At 71.0% G+C, this 21,708-nt stretch carries 19 protein-coding genes and 1 tRNA gene; 7 read left to right on the forward strand and 13 right to left on the reverse strand.

Annotated features, from left to right (window positions below):
* Positions 1 to 207 precede the first annotated feature (207 nt).
* Positions 208 to 474, reverse strand: coding sequence for a hypothetical protein (locus STRVI_RS04510; RefSeq protein WP_043235402.1), 267 nt, complete (start codon positions 472 to 474; stop codon positions 208 to 210).
* A gap of 217 nt (positions 475 to 691) precedes the next feature.
* Here STRVI_RS04510 and STRVI_RS04515 point away from each other — a divergent pair, with 217 nt between their 5' ends.
* Together STRVI_RS04515 and STRVI_RS04520 are read left to right on the forward strand one after the other, a co-directional pair.
* Positions 692 to 1,531, forward strand: a complete 840-nt coding sequence (locus tag STRVI_RS04515; RefSeq protein WP_014054427.1) for a helix-turn-helix domain-containing protein — start codon at positions 692 to 694, stop codon at positions 1,529 to 1,531.
* On the forward strand, positions 1,528 to 1,734 hold the full coding sequence (locus STRVI_RS04520; RefSeq protein WP_014054428.1) for a DUF397 domain-containing protein: 207 nt from the start codon (positions 1,528 to 1,530) through the stop codon (positions 1,732 to 1,734). Before STRVI_RS04515 ends, STRVI_RS04520 begins: the two co-directional genes overlap by 4 nt.
* Positions 1,735 to 1,744: 10 nt before the next feature.
* On the opposite strand, the gene STRVI_RS04525 is transcribed toward STRVI_RS04520, so the two are convergent.
* The 3 genes from STRVI_RS04525 to STRVI_RS04535 all read right to left on the reverse strand — a co-directional run bounded on the left by STRVI_RS04525 (position 1,745) and on the right by STRVI_RS04535 (position 3,958).
* The gene (locus STRVI_RS04525; protein WP_251982556.1) at positions 1,745 to 2,122 is read right to left on the reverse strand and encodes a hypothetical protein; all 378 of its coding nucleotides are present in this window, start codon (positions 2,120 to 2,122) and stop codon (positions 1,745 to 1,747) included.
* Between the two features lie 148 nt (positions 2,123 to 2,270).
* Positions 2,271 to 2,981, reverse strand: coding sequence for a TetR/AcrR family transcriptional regulator (locus STRVI_RS04530; protein WP_043235408.1), 711 nt, complete (start codon positions 2,979 to 2,981; stop codon positions 2,271 to 2,273).
* Positions 2,978 to 3,958, reverse strand: a complete 981-nt coding sequence (locus STRVI_RS04535; RefSeq protein ID WP_014054431.1) for an acyl-CoA desaturase — start codon at positions 3,956 to 3,958, stop codon at positions 2,978 to 2,980. The genes STRVI_RS04530 and STRVI_RS04535 overlap by 4 nt, the downstream gene beginning before the upstream one ends.
* A 245-nt stretch (positions 3,959 to 4,203) precedes the next feature.
* Between STRVI_RS04535 and ppc the strand changes: the two genes are divergently transcribed.
* Positions 4,204 to 6,924, forward strand: coding sequence for a phosphoenolpyruvate carboxylase (ppc, locus tag STRVI_RS04540; protein ID WP_014054432.1), 2,721 nt, complete (start codon positions 4,204 to 4,206; stop codon positions 6,922 to 6,924).
* 626 nt (positions 6,925 to 7,550) lie between these two features.
* Here the strand turns inward: ppc and STRVI_RS04545 are convergent.
* The 7 genes from STRVI_RS04545 to STRVI_RS04575 all read right to left on the reverse strand — a co-directional run bounded on the left by STRVI_RS04545 (position 7,551) and on the right by STRVI_RS04575 (position 13,221).
* Positions 7,551 to 8,069, reverse strand: a complete 519-nt coding sequence (locus tag STRVI_RS04545; protein WP_014054433.1) for a hypothetical protein — start codon at positions 8,067 to 8,069, stop codon at positions 7,551 to 7,553.
* A gap of 69 nt (positions 8,070 to 8,138) precedes the next feature.
* A complete protein-coding gene (gene pth, locus STRVI_RS04550; protein ID WP_014054434.1) occupies positions 8,139 to 8,729 on the reverse strand; it encodes an aminoacyl-tRNA hydrolase in 591 nt (196 codons plus the stop codon).
* 84 nt (positions 8,730 to 8,813) lie between these two features.
* Positions 8,814 to 9,413, reverse strand: coding sequence for a 50S ribosomal protein L25/general stress protein Ctc (locus STRVI_RS04555; protein ID WP_014054435.1), 600 nt, complete (start codon positions 9,411 to 9,413; stop codon positions 8,814 to 8,816).
* A gap of 200 nt (positions 9,414 to 9,613) precedes the next feature.
* Positions 9,614 to 10,591, reverse strand: coding sequence for a ribose-phosphate diphosphokinase (locus STRVI_RS04560; RefSeq protein ID WP_014054436.1), 978 nt, complete (start codon positions 10,589 to 10,591; stop codon positions 9,614 to 9,616).
* Between the two features lie 71 nt (positions 10,592 to 10,662).
* Positions 10,663 to 12,120 carry a bifunctional UDP-N-acetylglucosamine diphosphorylase/glucosamine-1-phosphate N-acetyltransferase GlmU gene (glmU, locus tag STRVI_RS04565; protein ID WP_078505116.1) on the reverse strand — a complete coding sequence of 486 codons (1,458 nt, stop codon included), beginning with the start codon at positions 12,118 to 12,120 and terminating at the stop codon, positions 10,663 to 10,665.
* A gap of 107 nt (positions 12,121 to 12,227) precedes the next feature.
* Positions 12,228 to 12,299, reverse strand: a tRNA-Gln gene (locus STRVI_RS04570).
* A gap of 28 nt (positions 12,300 to 12,327) precedes the next feature.
* Positions 12,328 to 13,221 (reverse strand): hypothetical protein, encoded by an 894-nt coding sequence (locus STRVI_RS04575; RefSeq protein ID WP_078505672.1) that lies wholly within the window; start codon positions 13,219 to 13,221, stop codon positions 12,328 to 12,330.
* Positions 13,222 to 13,377: 156 nt separating this feature from the next.
* Between STRVI_RS04575 and STRVI_RS46180 the strand changes: the two genes are divergently transcribed.
* Positions 13,378 to 14,946, forward strand: a complete 1,569-nt coding sequence (locus tag STRVI_RS46180; protein ID WP_014054439.1) for a sensor histidine kinase — start codon at positions 13,378 to 13,380, stop codon at positions 14,944 to 14,946.
* Between the two features lie 54 nt (positions 14,947 to 15,000).
* On the opposite strand, the gene STRVI_RS04585 is transcribed toward STRVI_RS46180, so the two are convergent.
* Both STRVI_RS04585 and STRVI_RS04590 read right to left on the reverse strand, forming a co-directional pair.
* Entirely contained in the window at positions 15,001 to 15,573 is a 573-nt protein-coding gene (locus STRVI_RS04585; protein ID WP_014054440.1) for an SUKH-3 domain-containing protein, read from the reverse strand.
* Entirely contained in the window at positions 15,570 to 16,091 is a 522-nt protein-coding gene (locus tag STRVI_RS04590; protein WP_014054441.1) for a YwqJ-related putative deaminase, read from the reverse strand. Before STRVI_RS04590 ends, STRVI_RS04585 begins: the two co-directional genes overlap by 4 nt.
* 196 nt (positions 16,092 to 16,287) lie before the next feature.
* Between STRVI_RS04590 and STRVI_RS04595 the strand changes: the two genes are divergently transcribed.
* The 3 genes from STRVI_RS04595 (at position 16,288) to STRVI_RS04605 (ending at position 21,639) form a co-directional block, all read left to right on the forward strand.
* Positions 16,288 to 17,265, forward strand: a complete 978-nt coding sequence (locus tag STRVI_RS04595; RefSeq protein ID WP_014054442.1) for an HNH endonuclease — start codon at positions 16,288 to 16,290, stop codon at positions 17,263 to 17,265.
* A gap of 5 nt (positions 17,266 to 17,270) precedes the next feature.
* Positions 17,271 to 20,504 carry an SUKH-4 family immunity protein gene (locus tag STRVI_RS47435; protein ID WP_078505119.1) on the forward strand — a complete coding sequence of 1,078 codons (3,234 nt, stop codon included), beginning with the start codon at positions 17,271 to 17,273 and terminating at the stop codon, positions 20,502 to 20,504.
* Positions 20,505 to 20,715: 211 nt separating this feature from the next.
* Positions 20,716 to 21,639 (forward strand): hypothetical protein, encoded by a 924-nt coding sequence (locus STRVI_RS04605; RefSeq protein ID WP_014054445.1) that lies wholly within the window; start codon positions 20,716 to 20,718, stop codon positions 21,637 to 21,639.
* Positions 21,640 to 21,708: the final 69 nt, after the last annotated feature.

The raw sequence follows: 21,708 nt of genomic DNA on the forward strand, positions 1-21,708 counted from the left end.
GCGCATACCGGAGAGCCACACCCCGGCGAGATGGGCGAGCGCGGCGGCGACGGCCTCGCACAGCTCGTCGCCGTCGGTGGGTGAGCGGGCACGCCGTGACCGGTTCCACGATCCAGCGCCGCCCGCAGGCGGCCCGGCGGCCGGCGCGGAGATTCGCCAGGGGTGACGGCCACCGCATGGCGCCGGAGGCGACGCAGCGCGTGCCGGTCAGCGGCGGCCAGCTCGCGAGCAGCCGGGCGGCGCGAGGAATTCGACCGTCGCCCGCAGGGGCACTTCCAGTACGAGCCCGAGGGCCGTGCCGCCCGCTCGCAGCCGTTGCAGGGCGACTGCCCCGATCGTGCCGGTCACTCGCGTGACGTCCCATGCCGTGCCGATGGGCACCTCCGCCGCCCGCCCGGTTCGCCAGGCCCACTCGACGTCGGATAACCGGGCTCCGGCGGCGACGGCCAGTGCGGTGGGGGTGTGCGGTGTCATGGGCAGCAGCTCCCTTGGGGGAGTTGGCGGCGGGCATTTCACGGGAAGCGTGCCATGGGAATCCCATGAAGGTCTCGACGGTGAGGGAAGTTCATTAATGTGAGTGACTGGTCACTCAAAGAGGCTGACGCAGCTCAAGTGCCGCATACGCTCGCCGCGTTGATCAGCCGGAAAGGGGCTGCCGATGACCGCTACACAGACAGGTCCCGCTGGGCGCATGCAGATCGCCCGTGGACTGATCTCCCTGCGCGAGCGATGCGGGTTGACGCAGGTACAGGTCGCCGAACGCGCAGGCGTCAGCAAGACAACGGTGAGCCGGTACGAGATGTGGCAGGACCGCGCCCGTATCCGCTGGGCCACGGTCAAGGCTCTGGCCGATGCCTGCGAAGCATCCGTGGAGGAGCGGGAGGCCCTGGTCCAGGTGGCCAAGTCGCAGACCGAAGGCTGGTGGGTGGGCAACAGTGCGGTGCCGGAGTGGCTCGACCCGTTGGTCTCCTTCGAGCATGAGGCGGAGTACGAGCACCTGTACGCCAACACCGTCATCCCCGGCCTGCTGCAAACCAGGGACTACGCCTGGGCGGTCCACCAGGCCCGAGAAGTCCGGAGCCCGAACGACGAGATCGAGCGCATGGTCGACGCCCGCATCCAGCGGCAGGGCATTCTCGCGAGAGACCCAGCGCTGCACTTGTGGGTGGTGCTGGACGAGGCGGTGCTTCGGCGCGATGTCGGAGACCGTGAGGTGATGGCCCAGCAGATGGCGCACCTGCATGACATGGCCGGGGAGCCCAACATCGAGATCCAGGTGCTGCCCTTCAGCGCTGGAGCGCATGCCGCCGGAGCCGGTCACTTCGTCATCCTCGGCCGGAACGACGAACGAAACCCCCTCAATTCCATGGCCGTCGTCTATATCGAGATGCGCCGCCGTGGCCTGTACCTCGATGAGGCCGAGGAAGTTGCTGCCTATAAGTTGACCTTCGACTACCTTCGTTCTCAAGCGGCTGACACCTCGGCCTCGCTGCGGCTGCTGGCCAAAGCCAGACAGGAGCTGACCTCATGACCGAGCGCATATCCCTCACGACAGCCTGGTTCAAGAGCAGCTACAGCGGCGGGGAGGGCAATGAGTGCGTCGAGGTCGCGGACCTCCGCACCCACATCGCCGTCCGCGACTCCAAGAACACGACCGGCCCCGTCCTCACCTTCCCCGCCGACGCCTTCGCCTCGTTCGTCAGCGAGGTGAAGGCGGGGCGCCGGCGCGACTGAGGCCGGCCGCTCAGCGGGTCGCCACGTTCACCACGCCCCCGCTCAGCGCCAGCAGCAGAATGACGCCGGCCCCCGGGGCGGCCAGATACGGCAGGAGGGCCAGCGTGGCCAGCAGGCAGTACGCGGCGGCCACCCAGGACAGCAGCAACTGGGCCTCCTGTGGCCCGTAGCGGTTGAGCCGCACGACGAGTGCCATGATCACAGCCGCCCACAGGGCGGCCCGCGGCTCACCGAGGGAGACATGGTCGTACAGGTCCACGGCGGGCTGGTACCAGTCCGTGTCGGCCAGCGAGCCCGCGAACTCGACCATGCCCTTCAGATAGCCGTGCGACGTCATCGACGTCGCGTCCTTCAGGTCCGCGCGCACCCACTCCGTGATGCCCAGCATCGTCAGGCCAAGCGCATGACAGACGCCTGGCCCCACGGCCACCGCCCTCCGACGCGCCTCGGACCGATCCCCCGTACTCATGCGATGGATCCCCCTCCCCCTGGGCCTCCATCATCCCCGCAGGGGGACGCGCGGACCAGCCCCGGGATCAGGCCTTGCGGTGGCCTATCAGCCGCGGCTTCTGCTCCAGACCGTCCAGACCGTGCCAGGCCAGATTCACCAGATGCGCCGCGACCTCGGCCTTCTTCGGCTTGCGGACGTCCAGCCACCACTGGCCCGTCAGCGCCACCATGCCCACCAGCGCCTGCGCGTACAGCGGGGCCAGCTTGGCGTCGAAGCCGCGGGCCTTGAACTCCAGCCCCAGGATGTCCTCCACCTGGGTGGCGATATCGCTGATCAGCGAGGCGAAGGTGCCCGTCGACTGGGCGACGGGGGAGTCGCGGACCAGGATCCGGAACCCGTCCGTGTACTCCTCGATGTAGTCCAGAAGGGCGAAGGTGGCCTGCTCGCACAGCTCCCGGGGATGGCCCGCGGTCAGCGATGTGGTCACCATGTCCAGCATCCGCCGCATCTCACGGTCCACCACGACCGCGTACAGCCCCTCCTTGCCGCCGAAGTGCTCGTACACCACCGGCTTGGAGACCCCCGCCTTCGCCGCGATCTCCTCCACCGACGTGCCCTCGAAGCCACGCTCGGCGAAGAGCGTGCGACCGATGTCCAGCAGTTGCTCCCGGCGCTCCTTGCCGGTCATCCGGACCCGGCGGGGCCGCCGGGTCCCGGATCCGGAGGGCCGGCCGGTCCGGGCCGGCCGGCCCTTTTCGCCGCTGGTATTACTGTCGGTCGCCACGCCCTCCATCATGCCGCTCCGACGGACTCCTCCTGACGGCGGGCGTCGATACGGTCCTGGCTCGGCCACCGGACGTCATACGCCCAGCCCGCCTTCTCGAACCAGCGGATGATCCGGGCGCTGGAGTCGAGCTGCCCCTTCATCACGCCGTGCCGGGCACAGGTCGGATCCGCGTGGTGCAGGTTGTGCCAGGACTCGCCGCACGAGAGCACCGCCAGCCACCACACATTGCCCGAGCGGTCCCGCGACTTGAACGGGCGCTTGCCCACCGCATGGCAGATCGAGTTGATCGACCAGGTCACATGGTGCAGCAAGGCTACCCGGACGAGGGACCCCCAGAAGAAGGCGGTCACCGCGCCCTGCCAGGACCAGGTGGCCAGCCCGCCGACCAGCGGGGGCAGGCTCAGGGAGACCAGCGTCCACACCACGAACTGCCGGGAGACCGTCCGGACGGCACCGTCCCTGATCAGATCCGGTGCGTACTTGAGCTGGGACGTCTGCTCCTCATCGAACATCCAGGCGATATGTGCCCACCACAACCCCTTCATCAGGGCGGGAACGGTCTCGCCGTACCGCCAGGGGGAGTGCGGGTCGCCATTCGCGTCGGAGAACTTGTGGTGCTTACGGTGATCGGCCACCCAGCGGACCAGCGGCCCCTCCACGGCCAGCGACCCCGCGATCGCCAGCGCGATCCGCAACGGCCGCTTCGCCTTGAACGAGCCATGAGTGAAGTAACGGTGGAAGCCGATCGTGATGCCGTGGCAGCCGATGTAGTACATCGACACCATCAGCGCCAGATCCAGCCAGCTCACCCCCCAGCCCCAGGCCAGGGGAACCGCCGCGACCAGCGCGACGAAGGGGACGGTGATGAACAGGAGAAGGGTGATCTGTTCGATGGAGCGCTTGCTGTCCCCGCCGAGCGTGGCGGAGGGAAGCGGGGCCTCCTGGGCCTTCGGCGTGTCGTTTACCACGTCGGGGCTTGCAGTCATGGGATCCCTCGTGGGGCTCGGGGCATGGCTACGGATCCGTAACCTACGGCGTCGTAAGTATGGCAGGGCCGGGAAGCGGGGCAATAGGGCTCTGGTCCCACCCAGGGTCGTGCCGCCTATCCTGGGGACGTCGGACAGCGCGGTCCGCACATGGCCGAAAGCACCGGGTCAGCAGCCCGCGGCGCCCGCCGCGCAAGCCCTGATGCCGCGCTTCGAACCCCGTTCACTGCAAGGAGCCCGCACCTGTGAGCAGTGCCGACCACACCAACGCCGCTCTGCGTGCCGACATCCGCCGTCTGGGGGACCTGCTCGGCGAGACGCTCGTCCGCCAGGAGGGACCCGACCTCCTCGAACTCGTCGAGCGCGTCCGCGCCCTCACCCGCAGTGACGGCGAGGCCGCCGCCGACCTGCTCGGCTCCACCGACCTCCAGACCGCCGCCAAGCTGGTCCGCGCCTTCTCCACCTACTTCCACCTGGCCAACGTCACCGAACAGGTACACCGCGGCCGCGAGCTGCGCACCCGCCGCGCCGCCGAGGGCGGCATCCTCGCCCGCACCGCCGACCAGCTCAAGGACGCCGACCCCGAGCACCTCCGGCAGACCGTCGCCCACCTCGGCGTCCGCCCCGTCTTCACCGCCCACCCCACCGAGGCCGCCCGCCGCACCGTCCTCACCAAGCTCCGCCGTATCGCCGAACTGCTCGACACCCTCGCCGTCGGCGGCGACGCCCGCCGCGCCGACCTGCGGCTCGCCGAGAACATCGACCTGCTCTGGCAGACCGACGAGCTGCGCGTCGCCCGCCCCGAACCCGCCGACGAGGCCCGCAACGCCATCTACTACCTCGACGAACTGCACGCCGGCGCCGTTGGCGACGTCCTCGAGGACCTCACCGCCGAACTGATGCGCGTCGGCGTCGAGCTGCCCGCCACCACCCGCCCCCTCACCTTCGGCACCTGGATCGGCGGCGACCGCGACGGCAACCCCAACGTCACCCCCGAGGTGACCCGCGACGTCCTGATCCTCCAGCACGAACACGGCATCACCGACGCCCTGGAGATCATCGACGATCTGCGTGCCGCCCTCTCCAGCTCCATCCGCAACACCGGCGCCTCCGAGGAACTCCTCGCCTCCCTCCAGCGCGACCTCGAACTGCTGCCCGAGATCAGCCCGCGCTACAAGCGGCTCAACGCCGAAGAGCCCTACCGGCTCAAGGCCACCTGCATGCGGCAGAAGATCGTCAACACCCGCGAACGGCTCGCCGGCGACACCCCCCACCAGCCCGGCCGCGACTACCTCGGCTCCGGTGAACTCCTCGCCGACCTCCACCTCATCCAGGACTCCCTGCGCGCCCACCGCGGCCACCTCATCGCCGGCGGCCGGCTCGAACGCGCCATCCGCACCCTCGCCGCCTTCGGCCTCCAGCTCGCCACCATGGACGTCCGCGAACACGCCGACGCCCACCACCACGCCCTCGGCCAGCTCTTCGACCGGCTCGGCGAGGAATCCTGGCGCTACGCCGACATGCCGCGCGACTACCGCCGCAAGCTGCTCGCCAAGGAACTGCGCTCCCGGCGCCCCCTCGCCCCCAGCCCGGCCCCCCTCGACGCCGCCGGCGCCAAGACCCTCGGCGTCTTCCGCACCATCCGCGACTCCTTCGAGCGCTTCGGCCCCGAAATCGTCGAGTCCTACATCATCTCCATGTGCCAGGGCTCCGACGACGTCTTCGCCGCCGCCGTCCTCGCCCGCGAGGCCGGACTGATCGACCTCCACGCCGGCTGGGCCAAGATCGGCATCGTCCCGCTGCTGGAGACCACCGAAGAACTCAAGATCGCCGACAAGCTCCTCGACGAAATGCTCGCCGACCCCTCCTACCGGCGGCTCGTCGCCCTCCGCGGCGACGTCCAGGAGGTCATGCTCGGCTACTCCGACTCCTCCAAGTTCGGCGGCATCACCACCTCCCAGTGGGAGATCCACCGCGCCCAGCGACTGCTGCGCGACGTCGCCCACCGGCACGGCGTACGGCTGCGGCTCTTCCACGGCCGCGGCGGCACCGTCGGCCGCGGCGGCGGCCCCACCCACGACGCGATCCTCGCCCAGCCGTGGGGCACCCTCGAAGGCGAGATCAAGGTCACCGAACAGGGCGAGGTCATCTCCGACAAGTACCTCGTGCCCTCGCTCGCCCGCGAGAACCTGGAACTCACCGTCGCCGCCACGCTGCAGGCATCCGCCCTGCACACCGCGCCCCGCCAGTCCGACGAGGCGCTCGCCCGCTGGGACGGGGCCATGGAAACCGTCTCCGACGCCGCCCACGGCGCCTACCGCGCACTCGTCGACGACCCCGACCTGCCCGCGTACTTCTTCGCCTCCACCCCGGTCGACCAGCTCGCCGACCTCCACCTCGGCTCCCGGCCCTCCCGCCGCCCCGACTCCGGCGCGGGCCTCGACGGACTCCGGGCCATCCCCTGGGTGTTCGGCTGGACCCAGTCCCGGCAGATCGTCCCCGGCTGGTTCGGCGTCGGCTCCGGCCTCAAGGCCGCCCGCGAAGCCGGACTCGACGGCGTCCTCGACGAAATGCACCAGCACTGGCACTTCTTCCGTAACTTCCTGTCCAACGTCGAAATGACCCTGGCCAAGACCGATCTGCGGATCGCCCGGCACTACGTCGACACGCTGGTCCCCGAGGACCTCAAGCACGTCTTCGACGTCATTCAGGAAGAACACGAACTGACGGTGCGGGAGGTACTGCGCATCACCGGCGGGCGCGAACTCCTCGACTCCAACCCGGTGCTGAAGCAGACCTTCCACGTCCGGGACGCCTACCTCGACCCGATCTCGTACCTGCAGGTGACCCTGCTCCACCGCCAGCGCACCGCGCGTGAACGAGGCGAGGAGCCCGACCCGCTGCTCGGCCGCGCGCTCCTCCTCACGGTCAACGGGGTCGCGGCGGGCCTCCGCAACACGGGCTGACCAGGGCGTACACGACACCGGGCGGGTCCGCTCCCCACGGGGAGCGGACCCGCCCGGTGTCGGATGGGGTGTTGAGTTTCCCGGGGGCTCCGCCCCCGCCCCCCCGATAAGCAGCAGGCTCCGCCGCTGCTTTGCCCAGCCCCACGGCTGGGGCGCACGTCGTGCCCCACAGCCGCCAGCCGCCACCTCTTTCCCGCCGCGATGGCGAGGACTTTCACGGCGGTGGTCGGCGGTGCCGAACTGGCCGTGCCACGGGGGCGGTTACGCGACGGCGGGGTGGTCCCGTGGCGAGGCGGGTCCCGAGACGGCGGGGGGTGCCCGGTGATCGCTACGGCGTCAGCGTGCTCTGGCGGTCGGCCGTGTCCTGGCGGGTTCTCTTTCCATCCGCGATGGCGAGGACTTTCACGGCGGAGTCCGGTGGTGCCGAACTGGCCGTGCCACGGGGGCGGTTACGCGACGGCGGGGTGGCTCCGAGACGAGGTGCGGGCCCAAGACCGCAGGGGCGCCCGGTGATCGTCACAGCGTCTGTGCGGTGCCGAACTGGCCGCGCCACGCGAGCCGTCACACCACGGCGTAGTGGCGCCTGACGTGAGGCGGGCCCAGACGCGGGGGCGCCGGGAAAAGCGCTACAGCGTAAGCGTGGCGAAGGACGCGCCCAGCAGGGCCGCGCCCAACAGGCCCATCGTCCAGCCCGTGCGGCGCAGGCCGAGGCCGCCCGCGACGATCAGGGAGGTGAGGAGGAGGGAGCCGCCGAAGGGGACCCAGGCGTGGAGGACGCCCGCGGCACCCGTGCGAACGGCGCGGTCCGTGCCCGGCTTGAGGGCCACCGGAACCCGGTCGCCCGTCCCGTCCGTGACCGCCTTGTCGACCCGCACCCGGCCATGGGCCTCGCCACCCGCGCGGGCCGGGGCGAACGAGCCGGTGCACCAGTCGTCTCCGCAGTCGGAGACCGTGACGGTGCCGCGCTCAAGTCCCTTGGTGAGCATCGTCGGCTTGGCGTCATCCCAGGACGACCACACCCCGGCCACCAGGATCAGCAACGCGACAAGCCCCATCGCCACGTTCTTCGCCAGCAACAGAAGCCCGTACGCGCTCTCGCCCGCCCGCCGCGTACGGCTGCGCTTGGTCACACCGGTGGAAGCCATGGCGGCGATCCTTGCCATCCCCGGCGACTCGGTCAACCTTCCGACGGACAAACGGGCGAACGGCGTTTTTCAGGAGTTGTACGTCCCCTGCGCGCGCTCCAGCCCATCCGCGATCAGCGTCTCCACCGCATCCGCCGCACGGTCCACGAAGTAATCCAACTCCTTGCGCTCCGCAGCGGAAAAGTCCTTCAGCACAAACGCCGCGACATCCATCCGACCCGGCGGACGGCCGATCCCGAAGCGCACCCGGCAGTAATCCGCCCCCAGCGACTTGGTGATCGACTTCAGCCCATTGTGGCCATTGTCACCCCCGCCGACCTTCAACCGCAGCGCACCGTAATCGATGTCCAATTCGTCATGGACCGCCACGACATGACCGACCGGCACCTTGTAGAAGTCACGCAGCGCCGTCACCGGACCGCCCGAGAGGTTCATGAACGACATCGGCTTGGCCACCACGACCCGGCGACTCGACGGCCCCGGCGGACCCACCCGGCCCTCGACGACCTGCGCCCGCGACTTATGCGCCTTGAACCGGGCACCCATCCGCCCGGCCAGCAGATCGGCCACCATGAAGCCGACATTGTGGCGGTTGCCCACGTACTCGCCCCCGGGATTGCCGAGGCCCACCACAAGCCAAGGGCTCGCGTCGTCCGTCATCTGGATGTCTCTCCTTGAGGACGGCCGCCGCCCCGCCACAGGGGCGGGACGGCGGCCGGAAAAGCGGAAGGGAGCAGCCGAAGACTACGCCTCGGCGCCCTCGCCCTCGCCCTCGGCGCCCTCCTCGGCCGGAGCCTCGGCCTGGGCGGCGACCACCTGCAGCACGGCCGCGTCCTCCTCGACGGCCAGCGTGGTGCCCGCCGGGAGGGTGATGTCCTTGGCGTGGATGGTGGCACCCGCGTCCAGGCCCGCGATGGAGACGGTGACCGACTCCGGGATGTGGGTCGCCTCGGTCTCGACCGGCAGGGCGTTCAGCAGGTGCTCGAGCAGGTTGCCACCCGGGGCCAGGTCGCCCTCGGTGAGGATCGGCACCTCCACGGTGACCTTCTCGCCCTTCTTCACCAGCAGCAGGTCGACATGCTCCAGCACGCCGATCTTGATCGGGTGACGCTGCACGGCCTTCGGGATGACCAGCTCGTCCTTGCCGCCCTCGACCTTCACACGGAGCAGAACGTTCGGGGTCTTCAGCGCCATCAGCAGATCGTGCGCCGGAAGCGTGACATGCAGCGGGTCCACGCCGTGGCCGTAGACCACGCCGGGAACACGGTTGGCCGCACGGGTACGCCGGGCCGCACCCTTGCCGAACTCGGTACGGGGCTTAGCGGAGATCTTGACCTCGGCCATGGGGCACTCCTCGTAGATCGTTTACGGTGTGTGGGCGTCACCCGGCCCACGACAGACCTTGCTACGAAGAGCGCGTCGATAACGGACAGCCGCGATAAGACGCGGCCTCCCTCGCCGAGCAACCCCACGATTCTACCAACGGTTGAGGCCACCCCCGTACGGGAGTGGCCTCCAGACCCGGTCCGAGCAGGTTAAGCCGCTCACGCCTGCTCCTCGAACAGGCTGGTCACCGAGCCGTCCTCGAAGACCTCCTGCACCGCGCGAGCGACCGTCGGCGCCATCGACAGCACCGTCACCTTGTCCAGCTCCACCTCGCCCGGAGTCGGCAAAGTATTGGTGAAGACGAACTCACTGACCTTGGAATTCTTCAGCCGGTCCGCCGCCGGACCCGACAGCACACCATGCGTGGCCGTCACGATCACGTCCTCCGCGCCATTCGCGAACAGCGCGTCCGCCGCCGCACAAATGGTGCCACCCGTGTCGATCATGTCATCGACCAGCACACACACCCGGCCCCGCACATCACCGACCACCTCATGAACCGTGACCTGATTGGCCACATGCGGATCCCGCCGCTTGTGCACGATCGCCAGCGGCGCGCCCAGCCGGTCGCACCAGCGGTCCGCGACCCGCACCCGGCCGGCGTCCGGCGACACCACGGTGAGCTTGGACCGGTCGACCTTGGCACCCACATAGTCCGCGAGCACCGGCAGCGCGAAGAGATGGTCCACCGGACCGTCGAAGAAGCCCTGGATCTGGTCCGTGTGCAGATCGACCGTGAGAATCCGGTCGGCACCCGCCGTCTTCAGCATGTCCGCGATCAGCCGCGCCGAGATGGGCTCACGGCCACGGTGCTTCTTGTCCTGACGGGCATAGCCGTAGAACGGAACGATCACCGTGATCGAGCGCGCGGAGGCCCGCTTCAGCGCATCGACCATGATGAGCTGCTCCATGATCCACTTATTGATCGGAGTCGTGTGGCTCTGGATCAAAAAGCAGTCGGCACCGCGCGCGGACTCCTGGAAGCGGACGTAGATCTCGCCGTTGGCGAAGTCGAATGCCTTGGTCGGGACCAAGCTGACGCCCAGCTCATGGGCGACCTCCTCGGCCAGCTCGGGGTGGGCGCGGCCGGAGAAGAGCATCAGCTTCTTCTCGCCGGTCGTCTTGATCCCGGTCACAACAAGTCTCCTTGGATGTCACTTTGGTGCACTTCTCACCGTACGCCCCGCACGACGTACCTGTGCAGATGTCACTGCTGCCTCTCGTCCTCCCGACGAGCGGCCTCGGCGGCCCGTGCCGCGGCACTTCCGGGGCGCTTGCGGGCAACCCAGCCCTCGATGTTCCGCTGCTGCCCGCGTGCGACGGCGAGCGAGCCCGGGGGCACATCCTTGGTGATGACCGAGCCGGCAGCGGTGTACGCGCCGTCCCCGATCGTGACGGGAGCCACAAGCATGTTGTCGGCCCCGGTCCGGCAGTGGCTGCCGATGGTGGTGTGGTGCTTGTTCACACCGTCGTAGTTCACGAAGACGCTCGCCGCACCGATGTTGGTCTGCTCACCGATCGTCGCGTCGCCCACATAGGACAGATGCGGCACCTTGGTGCCCTCGCCGATCGTGGCGTTCTTCATCTCCACGTACGTACCCGCCTTGGCCCTCGCACCCAGCCGGGTCCCGGGACGCAGATACGCGTACGGCCCCACACTCGCCCCCGCGCCGACCACCGCGCCGTCCGCGACGGTGAACGCCACGACCGCGCCCGCGCCGACCGTGGTGTCGGTGAGCCGGGAATTCGGCCCCACCTCGGCATGCGCGGCCAGATGAGTGGCCCCCAGCAACTGGGTACCCGGGTGCACCAGTGCGTCCGGCTCGAACGTGGCCGTCACATCGATCCAGGTGGTGGCCGGATCGACGACGGTCACCCCGCTCAGCATCGCGCGCTCCAGCAGCCGGTCGTTCAGCAGCCTTCGCGCCTCCGCCAACTGCACACGGTTGTTGATCCCGAGGATCTCCCGGTGATCCGCCGCCACGCACGCGCCCACCCGGTGCCCGGCCTCGCGCAGAATGCCGAGCACATCGGTGAGGTACTCCTCACCCTGGCTGTTGTCGGTGCGCACCTTGCCGAGGGCGTCGGTGAGCAACTGCGCGTCGAAGGCGAACACCCCGGAATTGATCTCGCGGATCGCGCGCTGCGTGTCGGTCGCGTCCTTGTGCTCCACGATCGCGGTGACGGCGCCGCTCGCGTCGTCCCGCACGATCCGGCCGTAGCCGGTGGCGTCGGGGACCTCGGCGCTCAGCACGGTCACGGCGTTCCCGTCGTCGGAGTGCGCCGCGGCGAGCCGCTGGAGCGTCTCGCCGGTCAGCAGCGGCGTGTCACCGCAGACGACGATCACGGTGCCGTCGAGGGCGACCCCGCTGTCGGACAGCTCCTCCAGACCCATCCGGACGGCGTGCCCGGTGCCGTTCTGCTCGTGCTGGACGGCGGTGCGCACCTCGGCGTCGATCTCGGCCAGATGCGCGGAGACCTGCTCCCGGGCGTGGCCGACCACGACGACGAGATGCTCGGGTGAGAGCTCACGGGAGGCGGCGACGACGTGCCCGACGAGGGAGCGGCCGCAGAGGGCGTGCAGAACCTTCGGGGTCGCCGATTTCATGCGGGTGCCTTCACCCGCTGCGAGTACGACGACGGCTGCCGGGCGGTTGGCGCTCACGGGTGTGCCCTTCGGCTTCGGGGGTGGACACCCGCAGGATACCGAGAGGTTTCCGGGCGGAAAGGAAGGAGGGTCCCGAGCCGGACGGTCAGGACCCGAACTTGAAGCTCCCCTGCCAGGACTCGAACCCGGACTAATGGCACCAAAAGCCACTGTGCTGCCTATTACACCACAGGGGAGGGCAAATGACCTAAATCGGACATTCGGTCAGTCTGTCGACTGGGCCCCCACCACTATGCCGTACCACCAGCCTTCAATGCGACGGTATAGGTCAGCACTGTTCGCCACGCAGACCACGAGGCAGCCTCGATAGTCGTCACCGATGTTCTTGCGGACGGTCTCTGGGTTGTGCTTTTTCAGGGTCGTCTTGCCGAAAGTGCTGACATCGACGCCGGTCAGATCGGCCCAGTAGCGCTCTGCCGAGGTGACATCGGCGGACTCGTGGATGCTGACGTGGAGACGCAGATGCTCGCGAGGAACTTTGAGCAGGTTCAGCCACCGCAGATGCAGTGTGATGACGTCGGGGTCACTGTTGATGAACTGCAGGTACTCGCGTCTGGTGTGGGGTTTGTCCTTGACTCCCTCCGCCCAGTAGAGCGTCACCCCTGCCATGAACAGCTCGCGGTCGGTTAGTGGGCCGATCTCCCGCGCCGCCGCGAGCTTCGTCCGCTGCCGCTCGACCTCCCGCTGCCGCAGCGTCGCCTCCCACCCCCGCTTGGCGATCGCCGACGCCTCCTCCCGGGTGCGCGGCGGCCGGTCCGGTTTCGGCAGGTCGCGGACCCAGAGCGAGATGGAGCTCTTGGAGCAGCCGAGCTCGAGCTGGATCCTGTCGTAGGTCATCCCCTGCAGCCGCATCTCGCGCGCCTTGGCCCGGAGGTCGTCCTTGGCGTTGGGGCGCTTGGTCCACTCGGGTGGCGGCTCGCCCTCCAGGAGGCGGTTCAGGATGTCGTTGTTGCTGACCTTCAGCCGGTCGCGGATCTGTCGGCGGCTCATCCCCTCCTTCCGTAACGCGATCGCCCGTTCTCTCAGTTCTTCGAACGTGGTCGACCCGTCGAGGAGGCCGCCCACGCTGTCGCCGTCGCGGCGCTGTGGTGCGTTCATGGCCACAGGGTCGTTCGACATCAGGGCGCGCCGGGTCGAAAACGTGGGCGATTCATTCGTTCGAGTTAAATGGGCGGTTTTGCCTGATGTTCGAGTCTCTTATGCGCCGCCGTGTCCCCGGGAAAAGCGCCTGCGCCCGGCCGTAGGCTGGTCGCTATGAGTTCGACGGGGGAAGAGGCGGCGGGTGCGCAGGGCGTGCCCGTGGGGTCGTGGTGGTGGTCGCGGCGGCGGAGTATGGGGCTCGATGTCCTGCTCGCCGCGGTGTCGGCGGTGGAGTGTGCCGTAGAGGGCGTCTTTTTCGCGCATAATGCCCGGATTCCGGTTGCCGCCGGGGTGCTGATCGGGGCGATTGTCGGGGCCGCGCTGGTGTTGCGGCGGCGCTGGGCGATCGCCGTGGTGCTGATATCGATCGCGATCACGCCCGCCGAAATGGGTCTGCTGCTGGGTGTCGTGTCGCTGTACACGCTGGCCTCGTCCGAGGTGCCGCGCCGGATCACGGCGCTGCTGGCCGGGATGGCGGCGGTGGGGAGCTTCCTCGTCACGGTGATCGGCCTTCGGCTGGACAATCCGCAGAGTGGTCTGGGGACCTCCGTGTGGGAGGCCCCGATGTTCGCCATGGTGCTCACCTTGGGGCTGACCGCTCCGCCGGTGTTGCTGGGGCTGTATGTCCGGGCGCGGCGGCGGCTGGTGGAGAGCCTGCGGGAGCGGGCGGACGGTCTGGAGCGGGAGCTGTCGCTGCTCGCGGAGCGGGCGGAGGAGCGGGCCGAGTGGGCGCGTAATGAGGAGCGGACCCGGATCGCGCGGGAGATGCATGACGTGGTGGCGCACCGGGTGAGCCTGATGGTGGTGCATGCGGCGGCGTTGCAGGCGGTGGCGCTCAAGGATCCGGAGAAGGCGTCGAAGAACGCGGCGCTGGTGGGCGATATGGGGCGGCAGGCGCTGACGGAGTTGCGGCAGATGCTGGGGGTGCTGCGGTCGGAGGATGGTCTGCGGGCTCCGGGTGCGGCTTCGGCCGCTGTCGCGTCGGGGGCGGTGTCGGCTGCCGGGGATCCGGCCGCCGGTGCGGCCGGGTCTTCTGGCGATGTCGACGAGCCCTCCACAGATGCTGCTGAGGAGCGGCCGCTGGCGTCGGTGGCGGCCGCGGCTTCGGCGGCGGCGCAGGCCGCGGGTTCGGCGGGGAGGGATGTGGGGGCGCTCGGGGGGCCGCGGCTGGCGGAGCTGGAGGCGCTGGTCGGGCAGTCCCGGGCGGCGGGGATGGCCGTGGAGCTGTCGGTGGAGGGTGAGGAGCGGCGTTATGCGGCTCCGGTGGAGCAGACGGCGTACCGGGTGGTGCAGGAGGCGCTGACCAACGTCCATAAGCATGCTCCGGGCGCGAGTGCCCGGGTGCGGGTGGCGCATCGTTCGGCCGAGATCGCGGTTCAGGTGGAGAACGGGCCGTCGGAGCGGGGTGCGGCGGATGCCGGGCTGCCGAGTGGGGGGAATGGTCTGGTCGGGATGCGGGAGCGGGTGTCGACGCTCGGTGGGGGTTTTGTGTCGGGGGCCACGGAGGCGGGTGGCTTCCGTGTGTCGGCGGTGATCCCGGACGGTACGGATGACACGGATCACACCGACGGCATGGATGAGAAGGATCACATGGACCGCGGGGATCGGTCGGAGGGGCGGCCGGCGGACGGCACCGCGGCCGGGGGCCGCGGCGGGGGCGTGGAGCGGGCGCAGAGCGCCTAGTGCCCGCGGCCGGTCGGATCGCGCGCGGTGCGCGGGTTATGCGCGGTGCGGGGGTTATGCGCGGGCCAGCCTGGCCGGGAGTGCGCCGGTGACGAGGGTGCTGAGGGCGGCGTCCAGGGTGGGGCCGAGGTACCAGTCTCCGGTGTGGTCGAGGCTGTAGACGCGGCCTTCCGCGTCGATGGTCAGCAGTGCCTGGCCGTCGGATTCTTCGCCCAGTGGGCAGATCTCGGTTTCGAGGGCGTGGCCCAGGTCGCCGAGGGTGCGGGCGAGGTGGAGGCCGTGCAGGGGGTCGATGCGGAAGGGGGTGGGGGCGATTTCGCGGCCCGCGCCGGGCGGCTGGATGTGGAGGCCGCCGAATTCCGCCCATGCCTCGACGGCGGCCGGGAAGACGGCGTGCCGGTGGCCTGCGGGGGAGGTGTGGGCGCGCAGGGTGTCGGCCCAGACTTCGGCGCGGTGCATGTCCCAGCGGCCGGGCTGCCAGCCGGCGTCGCGCAGGGCGGCGTCGACGGCGACGGAGAAGCGGGTGACGTCCAGGCGGTCGATGGGTTGTCGGGCCGGGCGTGTCGGCGGTGTCTGCGCCGCCCCCGGGGCCTGTGGTGCTTGTGGTGCCTGATGTGCCTGGTTCATGTGGTCTCACCCACGATCCGTACGCCGAAGTGGGCCAGCAGCGCGGCGCAGGACAGGCAGGGCGGGGCGTAGCTGCCGTGCTGGGGGTCGCCCGCCTCCCGGATCCTGCGGGTGGTGAGCTTGGCCTGTTTGAGGGAGCGGCGGGCCTCACCCTGGGTGAGCGGTTTGCGGGAGGCGCGCTTGGAGCGGCCTGCTTCGACGTTGGCCAGGTGGCGGGAGAGCAGGATCGCCTCGGGGCAGCGGCCGGTGAAACGTTCGCGCTGGCCGCTGGCGAGTGCGTCGAGGAATTCCTGGACCAGTGGGTGGAGCGTCGGCGGCTGTTCGGCCTTGCCTCCGGTGCAGGTCAGCGTCTCGCCGCGGACGGACAGCGCGGCCGCGACGGCGGGCAGGATGCCGTCGCGGCGGCGGTGGAGCGGCGGCGGGCCGGCGTCGGGGTCGACGCTGCTCCATCTCAGCCGGGGGTCGCCGGCTGCGAGGGCGGCGCCGTCGCCGCCTCCGTTGCTCTGCGTGATGTGCATGTGGTGGATCCCTCCCTGTGCAATCCCCCGGTTGCAATGATCAGATTGCCAAATCGCGTGGGCGCTGCGGTAGTCCGGGCCTGAACGACCTGGTCGGGGCGGAGGCCGTCATGAGGGGGGATGGCCGCCCGGTTCGGCCGGTTGCGTCACCGCATAGGCTGTGCCCAGTAGCCAGCATCAGCAGGGGGCAACCGCCATGACGACAGGTCGGCTCGGGCAGCATGCCGCGCCACCGAACACGGCCTACGCCGGGCAGGTCGTGCACTTCCCGGATCCCGTCCGGGCCGCGCGCCACCCCAAGGGCGTCCAAGTGGACGAACAAGGCTTTCCGGACTTCTCGCCGTATGCGCGTGCGGCCGCCGAAATCGCCGAGCCCCCGGAGGGGTTCGGCGTCGACGAGCTTCGGCTGACGGACTATGTCTCGGCGAACGCGGCGCTGCACGCCACCGGTCATGAGCTGTGGAACGGGGCGTCGGCGGTGGCCACCCCGCACGGCTGGACCTGGCACCACGTGGTCGGCACCCGCCGGATGGAGCTGGTTCCGGTCGAGGTCAAGGCGCTGCTGCGGCATCACGGCGGCCTTGCGACGGCGCAGGTGGACCAGGAGAAGCGGGGCACCCGCCCGTTGCAGGAGACCCGGCCGATCCATGTGGGCCTGCCGCTGAGGGGCATTTCGGTCACCGAGGAGCAGGTGCTCGGTGTCGAGGAGGATCTGGGCTATCGGCTGCCCGAGTCGTATCGCGCCTTCCTCAAGGCGGCGGGCGGCTGCGCGCCGGTCGGCACGGCGCTGGACCCGGAGCTGGGGCTGCTGATCGACCAGCCGTTCTTCACGGTGCGCGATGAGGCGGCGGTCAATGACCTCGTCTATATCAACAAGTGTCTGCGGGACCACTTCACCAAGGACTATCTGGGCGTGGGCTTCGTCCAGGGCGGTGTGATCGCGGTCAAGGTGAAGGGTGACGCGATCGGCTCGGTGTGGTTCTGTGCGTACGACGATGCGCGGGACCGTGACGGCTGGACGGTCCAGGAGCGGGTGGGGCGGCTGTTGCTGCCGTGCGGCGACGACTTCGACGCCTTCCTGCTCCGGCTGGCGGGCAATCCGCCGGAGCTGGAGACCGTGGCGAACCTGATGGTGGACGGTGGATTCGCGTACGCCGTCCCGGTGGAGGGGTGAGCGCGATGGTGACCTTCGCACAGGCGCAGGAGCGCGCGGAACTCTGGATCAACGGCGATGTGCCGGCCTATCAGCAGCGCGAGGCGCGGGTTCGGGAGTTCGACCTGGGCTTCGTGGTCTGGGCCGAGGACCGGGCGGACGGGCCGGTCTCGGGCCGGGGGGCCGAGGGCACGCGGATCGTGATCGCCCGCGACAGCGGCGAGACCACGCTGTGGCCGGGGCTGCCGGTGGGTGAGGTGATCCGCCGTTACGAGGAGCGGTACGGCACGACCGACGGCTCCCGTGACGAGTCCACCACTGGCCGACAAGAGCGCATCGACTTGAACGCGACGTCCTTCCTGCTCACTCCGCCGGAGTGGCTGCAGGAGGCGGCGGACGCGATGAGCAGCCGGTCCGAGGGGCCGGCGGACCTTCCCGGGCAGCGGCCGGGGGCGGAGCCGGGCGGGGGCGCGCCCGATGCGTCCGCGCCCGTATCGACCCCTTCCGTTCCTTCGGCTTCTCCTGCTCCTTCGGCTTCTCCTGCTCCTTCCGCCGCTTCGGCTGCTTTGCCTCCGGAGAACGGCTGGCCGTCGGCCGGTGGGCCGGGGGCCGGGCCCGGGGTGTCGGCACCCAGGATCTCGGGCGAGGACGACTGGCCGTCGGACGGCGGGGTACGGAGCGCCGCGCCGGACGCGCCGCACGGCGCGCCGGGTGCGCCGCCCGTTCCGGGGCCGCCTGCTGCGCCTGGGCCCGTTCCGGGTGCGCCTGTTCCTGGCGGGCCTGTTCCGGGTGCGCCGCAGGGGCGGGGCGGGGTCGTGGACGACTGGCCGTCCGACGGTGTCGCGCGCCCGCTCGCGGCCGGCTCGCAGCAGGACGCCCGGCCCGGCCAGGGTGTCCCGTCCGGCGGTGAGGGCTGGCAGGGCGCGCCGCCTCCGCCCGGTGGGGCGGGCCCCGGTGGGGCGGCCCCCGGTGGGGCGAGCCCGTGGGCCCCGCCCGCGCCGGACGCCGGTACGTCCTCCTCGGGGGGCCGGTCCGGCAACGCGGCCACGCCAGGCGACAGTACGCCGTGGGCCGGTACGGACATCAGGGGCGACGACGACCGCTCGGTCGCCCCGCCCGCCACGGTCTTCGCGCCGCCGCTCGCGGGCTCCGACGACGAGGACACTCCGCCGCCGGGTGTACGGCCCGACGCCAAGACCGAGTTGATGTCCGGCGGCAGCTCGCTGCCGCCCACGGCCATCGCCCCGTCCCTCGACTTCCCGGCGCAGCAGGGCGGCTCCGGTGCCGCTCCGGGTGCCGGCCCCGGAGCCAACCCGGGTGACATCGCGGACGCCGCCACCCGCAAGGCGGGCGGCGGTGCGATGCCTCCGCCGCCCGGTGTGCCGGGGGCGCCCGGTGCCCGGCCGGGTGCGGACTCCACGCCTCCGCCGCCGTCCGGGCCCGGTGCCCCCGGCGCTCCGGCCGGGGGATACGTACCGACGCAACTGGTCTCGCAGCTCGGCCCCGACGGCCCCGGTGGCGGCCCGCAGCCACCCGGCCCTCCCGGTGCTCCCGGTGCTCCCGGTGGGCAGGGCGGTGGGCAGACGCCGCCTCCGCCGGGTGCGCCCGGTAGGCCCGGCGGCGGGGTGCACGCTGCCGCGACGATGCTCGCGGGCGGTCCGGGTATGCCCGGCCAGACGCCGCCCCCGGGTGCCCCGCAGCCGCCCGGCCCCCCCGGTCCTCCCGGCCCCCCTGGTCCTCCCGGGGTGCCTGGTGCCGGTCAGACGCCGCCCCCCGGTGCGCACGGTGCCGGTCAGACGCCGCCTCCGCCGGGTGCGCCCGGTACGCCCGGCGGCGGGGTGCATGCTGCCGCGACGATGCTCGCGGGCGGTCCGGGTACGCCCGGTCAGATCCCGCCCCCCGGTGCCCCGCAGCCGCCCGGCATGCCAGGCGCTCCGGGGCAGGGTGCTCCATCCGGCCCGCAGCCGCCCGGCCCACCCGGTGTCCCCGGTGCGGGTGGTCCGCAGACGCCGCCGCCCCCGCCGGGCGCGGCCGGGTCGCCGTATCCGGGTGGACCGGGCGCGCCGGGTGCTCCCGGTATGCCGCCGCCCGCCGGCGCTCAGGTCCAGGGCCTGGCCCCGCCGCCCGGCACGCCCGCGCCGGGCACGCCCGCTCCGGGTATGCCCGCGCCCGGCACACCTGCCCCAGGCATGCCCGCCCCGGGTACGCCAGCTCCCGGCACGCCCGTGCCGGGTATGGGGTCGCAGCCCGGCTATGCGTATCCGCCGCCGCCCCCCGGCCAGCCGACCGTGGGTCCGGGCTATATGGCGGTGCTGCGCTACCGCGCGCAGGACGGTTCGGAGCAGCAGCTCATCCGCCGTTCGGCGCCCGGGACGCCGCATCCGGAGTGGCAGATCCTGCATGAGCTGCGGGCGATGAACGTGCCGCCGCAGCAGGTGCTGGAGCTGCATACCGAGTTGGAGTCCTGTGATCTGCCCGGTGGTTACTGTGCCCGGATGATCCGGGAGAGCTGGCCGCAGGTGCGGATCAGTCACACCGCTCCGTACGGCCGTGATCATGCGACCCGGCAGCAGGGTGTGCGTCATCTGCTGGCGCACCAGGGCGAGCTGCACCAGGTGGCGGACGGCCCGGCCCGTCCGGCGCCGAACCGGGTGCCGCTGCCGCATCCCAGCCAGGTGCAGCCGATTCCGCCGGTGCCGCCGGAGGGGCTGGCGCATGAGCTGGGCCAGGCGTTCGGGCCGCAGGGCATCGTCCGCTTCGACCAGCGTGCGGTGTCGCGGATGGGCGTTCCGGAAGTGGTGGCGCAGACGCTGGTGTGGGCGGGGCTGCCGCTGGACTTCGGTCCGTTCTTCTGGGCGCAGGCGCAGGCGGGCCGCCCGGTGCCGACGCTGGCGGAGCTGGCGGCGGAGCGTGGGGTGCAGTCCGCGTCGGACGCGGGTTCGTACCTGGTCATGGGCAATGACTTCGGCCGTCAGCTCTGTGTGCAGTACGGCACGGCGAACATCGTGGCGGTGCCGCTGGAGGCGACGCCCCAGCCGACGCCGCCACAGTTCGTGAACTCCGGGCTGCCGGAGTTCGTGCGCTGTATGGCGCTGCTGGGCCGGATGTGGCGGCTGCGGTACGGGCTGACGCCGGACCAGGCGGGCCGGTGGACGGTGGACTTCCAGGCGCAGCTTGCGGGTCTGGATCCGGCGGCGTTGTCGGCTCCGGACAACTGGTGGGCGGTGCTGCTGGAGCAGATGTGGGACGGTCTGTTGTAGGTCCGTCCGCGCGGCTGTGACCGCGTGCACTGTAGGAACGCCGATCGAGGCGCCCGACCCCCGTGACGGGGGCGGGCGCCTCGTCGTTGTTGTCACCGGCGGCGGTCCCGGCCGGAGATTTGGGCGGAGTGTCGCGTTATGGGGGATGAGAGGCCATCTATAAAGATGTGCGCCGAAGCGCGTTGCATACCGGACAAAAGGGGTTCCAAGGATGGGCGCATCGGTGTCACGTCAGGGCTTCACCATCGTCGGCGGACGGGGCCGTGGCTACCGGCCCGCGCAGGTCGACCACTATGTGGCGGAGCTGTCCGAAGCACGGGACGCGGCGTGGGAGCGCGCCGCGCGCCTCACCGTGCTGGCCAATGAGCTGTCAGCCGAGGCGGAGCGGCTGCGCGAGGTGATCGCCCAACTGGCCCCCCAGACGTATGAGTCGCTCGGCGACCGGGCCCAGCTCATCCTCATGGCGGCCGAGGAGGAGGTCGTCTGTCTGCGGGCGGCGGCCGAGGCGTCGGCGCAGGAGGAGTGGGAGGCGGCGCAGGCCGTGGCCCGTACGGTGCGGGACGCGGCTCGTGACGAGGCCGAGCGGGTCCGGGAGGCCGCCGAGGTGGCGGCGCGCGCGACCTTGGAGTCGGGCCAGGTGGATGTGGACGAGCTGCGGGCCGTCTCGCGTCAGGACGCCAAGGAGTGGCGGACCCAGGCGCTGGCGGAGCTGAAGGAGATGCGGCAGCGCGCCGCCGGGATCCTGGCCGAGCAGGAGCGGGAGCACGTCGAGCGGTGGGAGGCGGCGGGCCGTGAACTGGCCGAGCGGGACCACGCGATGGCGGCCCGGCTGGCCCAGTTGGAGGAGTACGCCCAGGCGACGCTCGCCGACGCCAAGCGGGAGTACGGGATGGCCGAGCAGACCGCGCGGCTGCGGCAGGAGGACGCGCAGGCGCAGGCGGCGGAGATCATCGCCCAGGCGCGGGCCCGCGAGGAGCGCCTGGCGCGGGAGACGGAGCGGACGCTGCGCGAGCATGTGGAGCGGCGTGAGGAGCTCAAGGCGCATCTGGAGCATGTGCGTGGCAGTCTGGCGGCGCTGACCGGTAGGTCGGTGGCGGCGGAGGACGCTGCGGCGGCGCCGCGCCCCGAGTCCTGAGCGCACTGCCGCGCCCCGAGTTCCTGAGCGCATCGCCGCGCTCCGAGTCCTGAGCGCATCGCCGGGCCG

It is taken from the genome of Streptomyces violaceusniger Tu 4113 (assembly GCF_000147815.2).
GTDB lineage: Bacteria > Actinomycetota > Actinomycetes > Streptomycetales > Streptomycetaceae > Streptomyces > Streptomyces violaceusniger_A.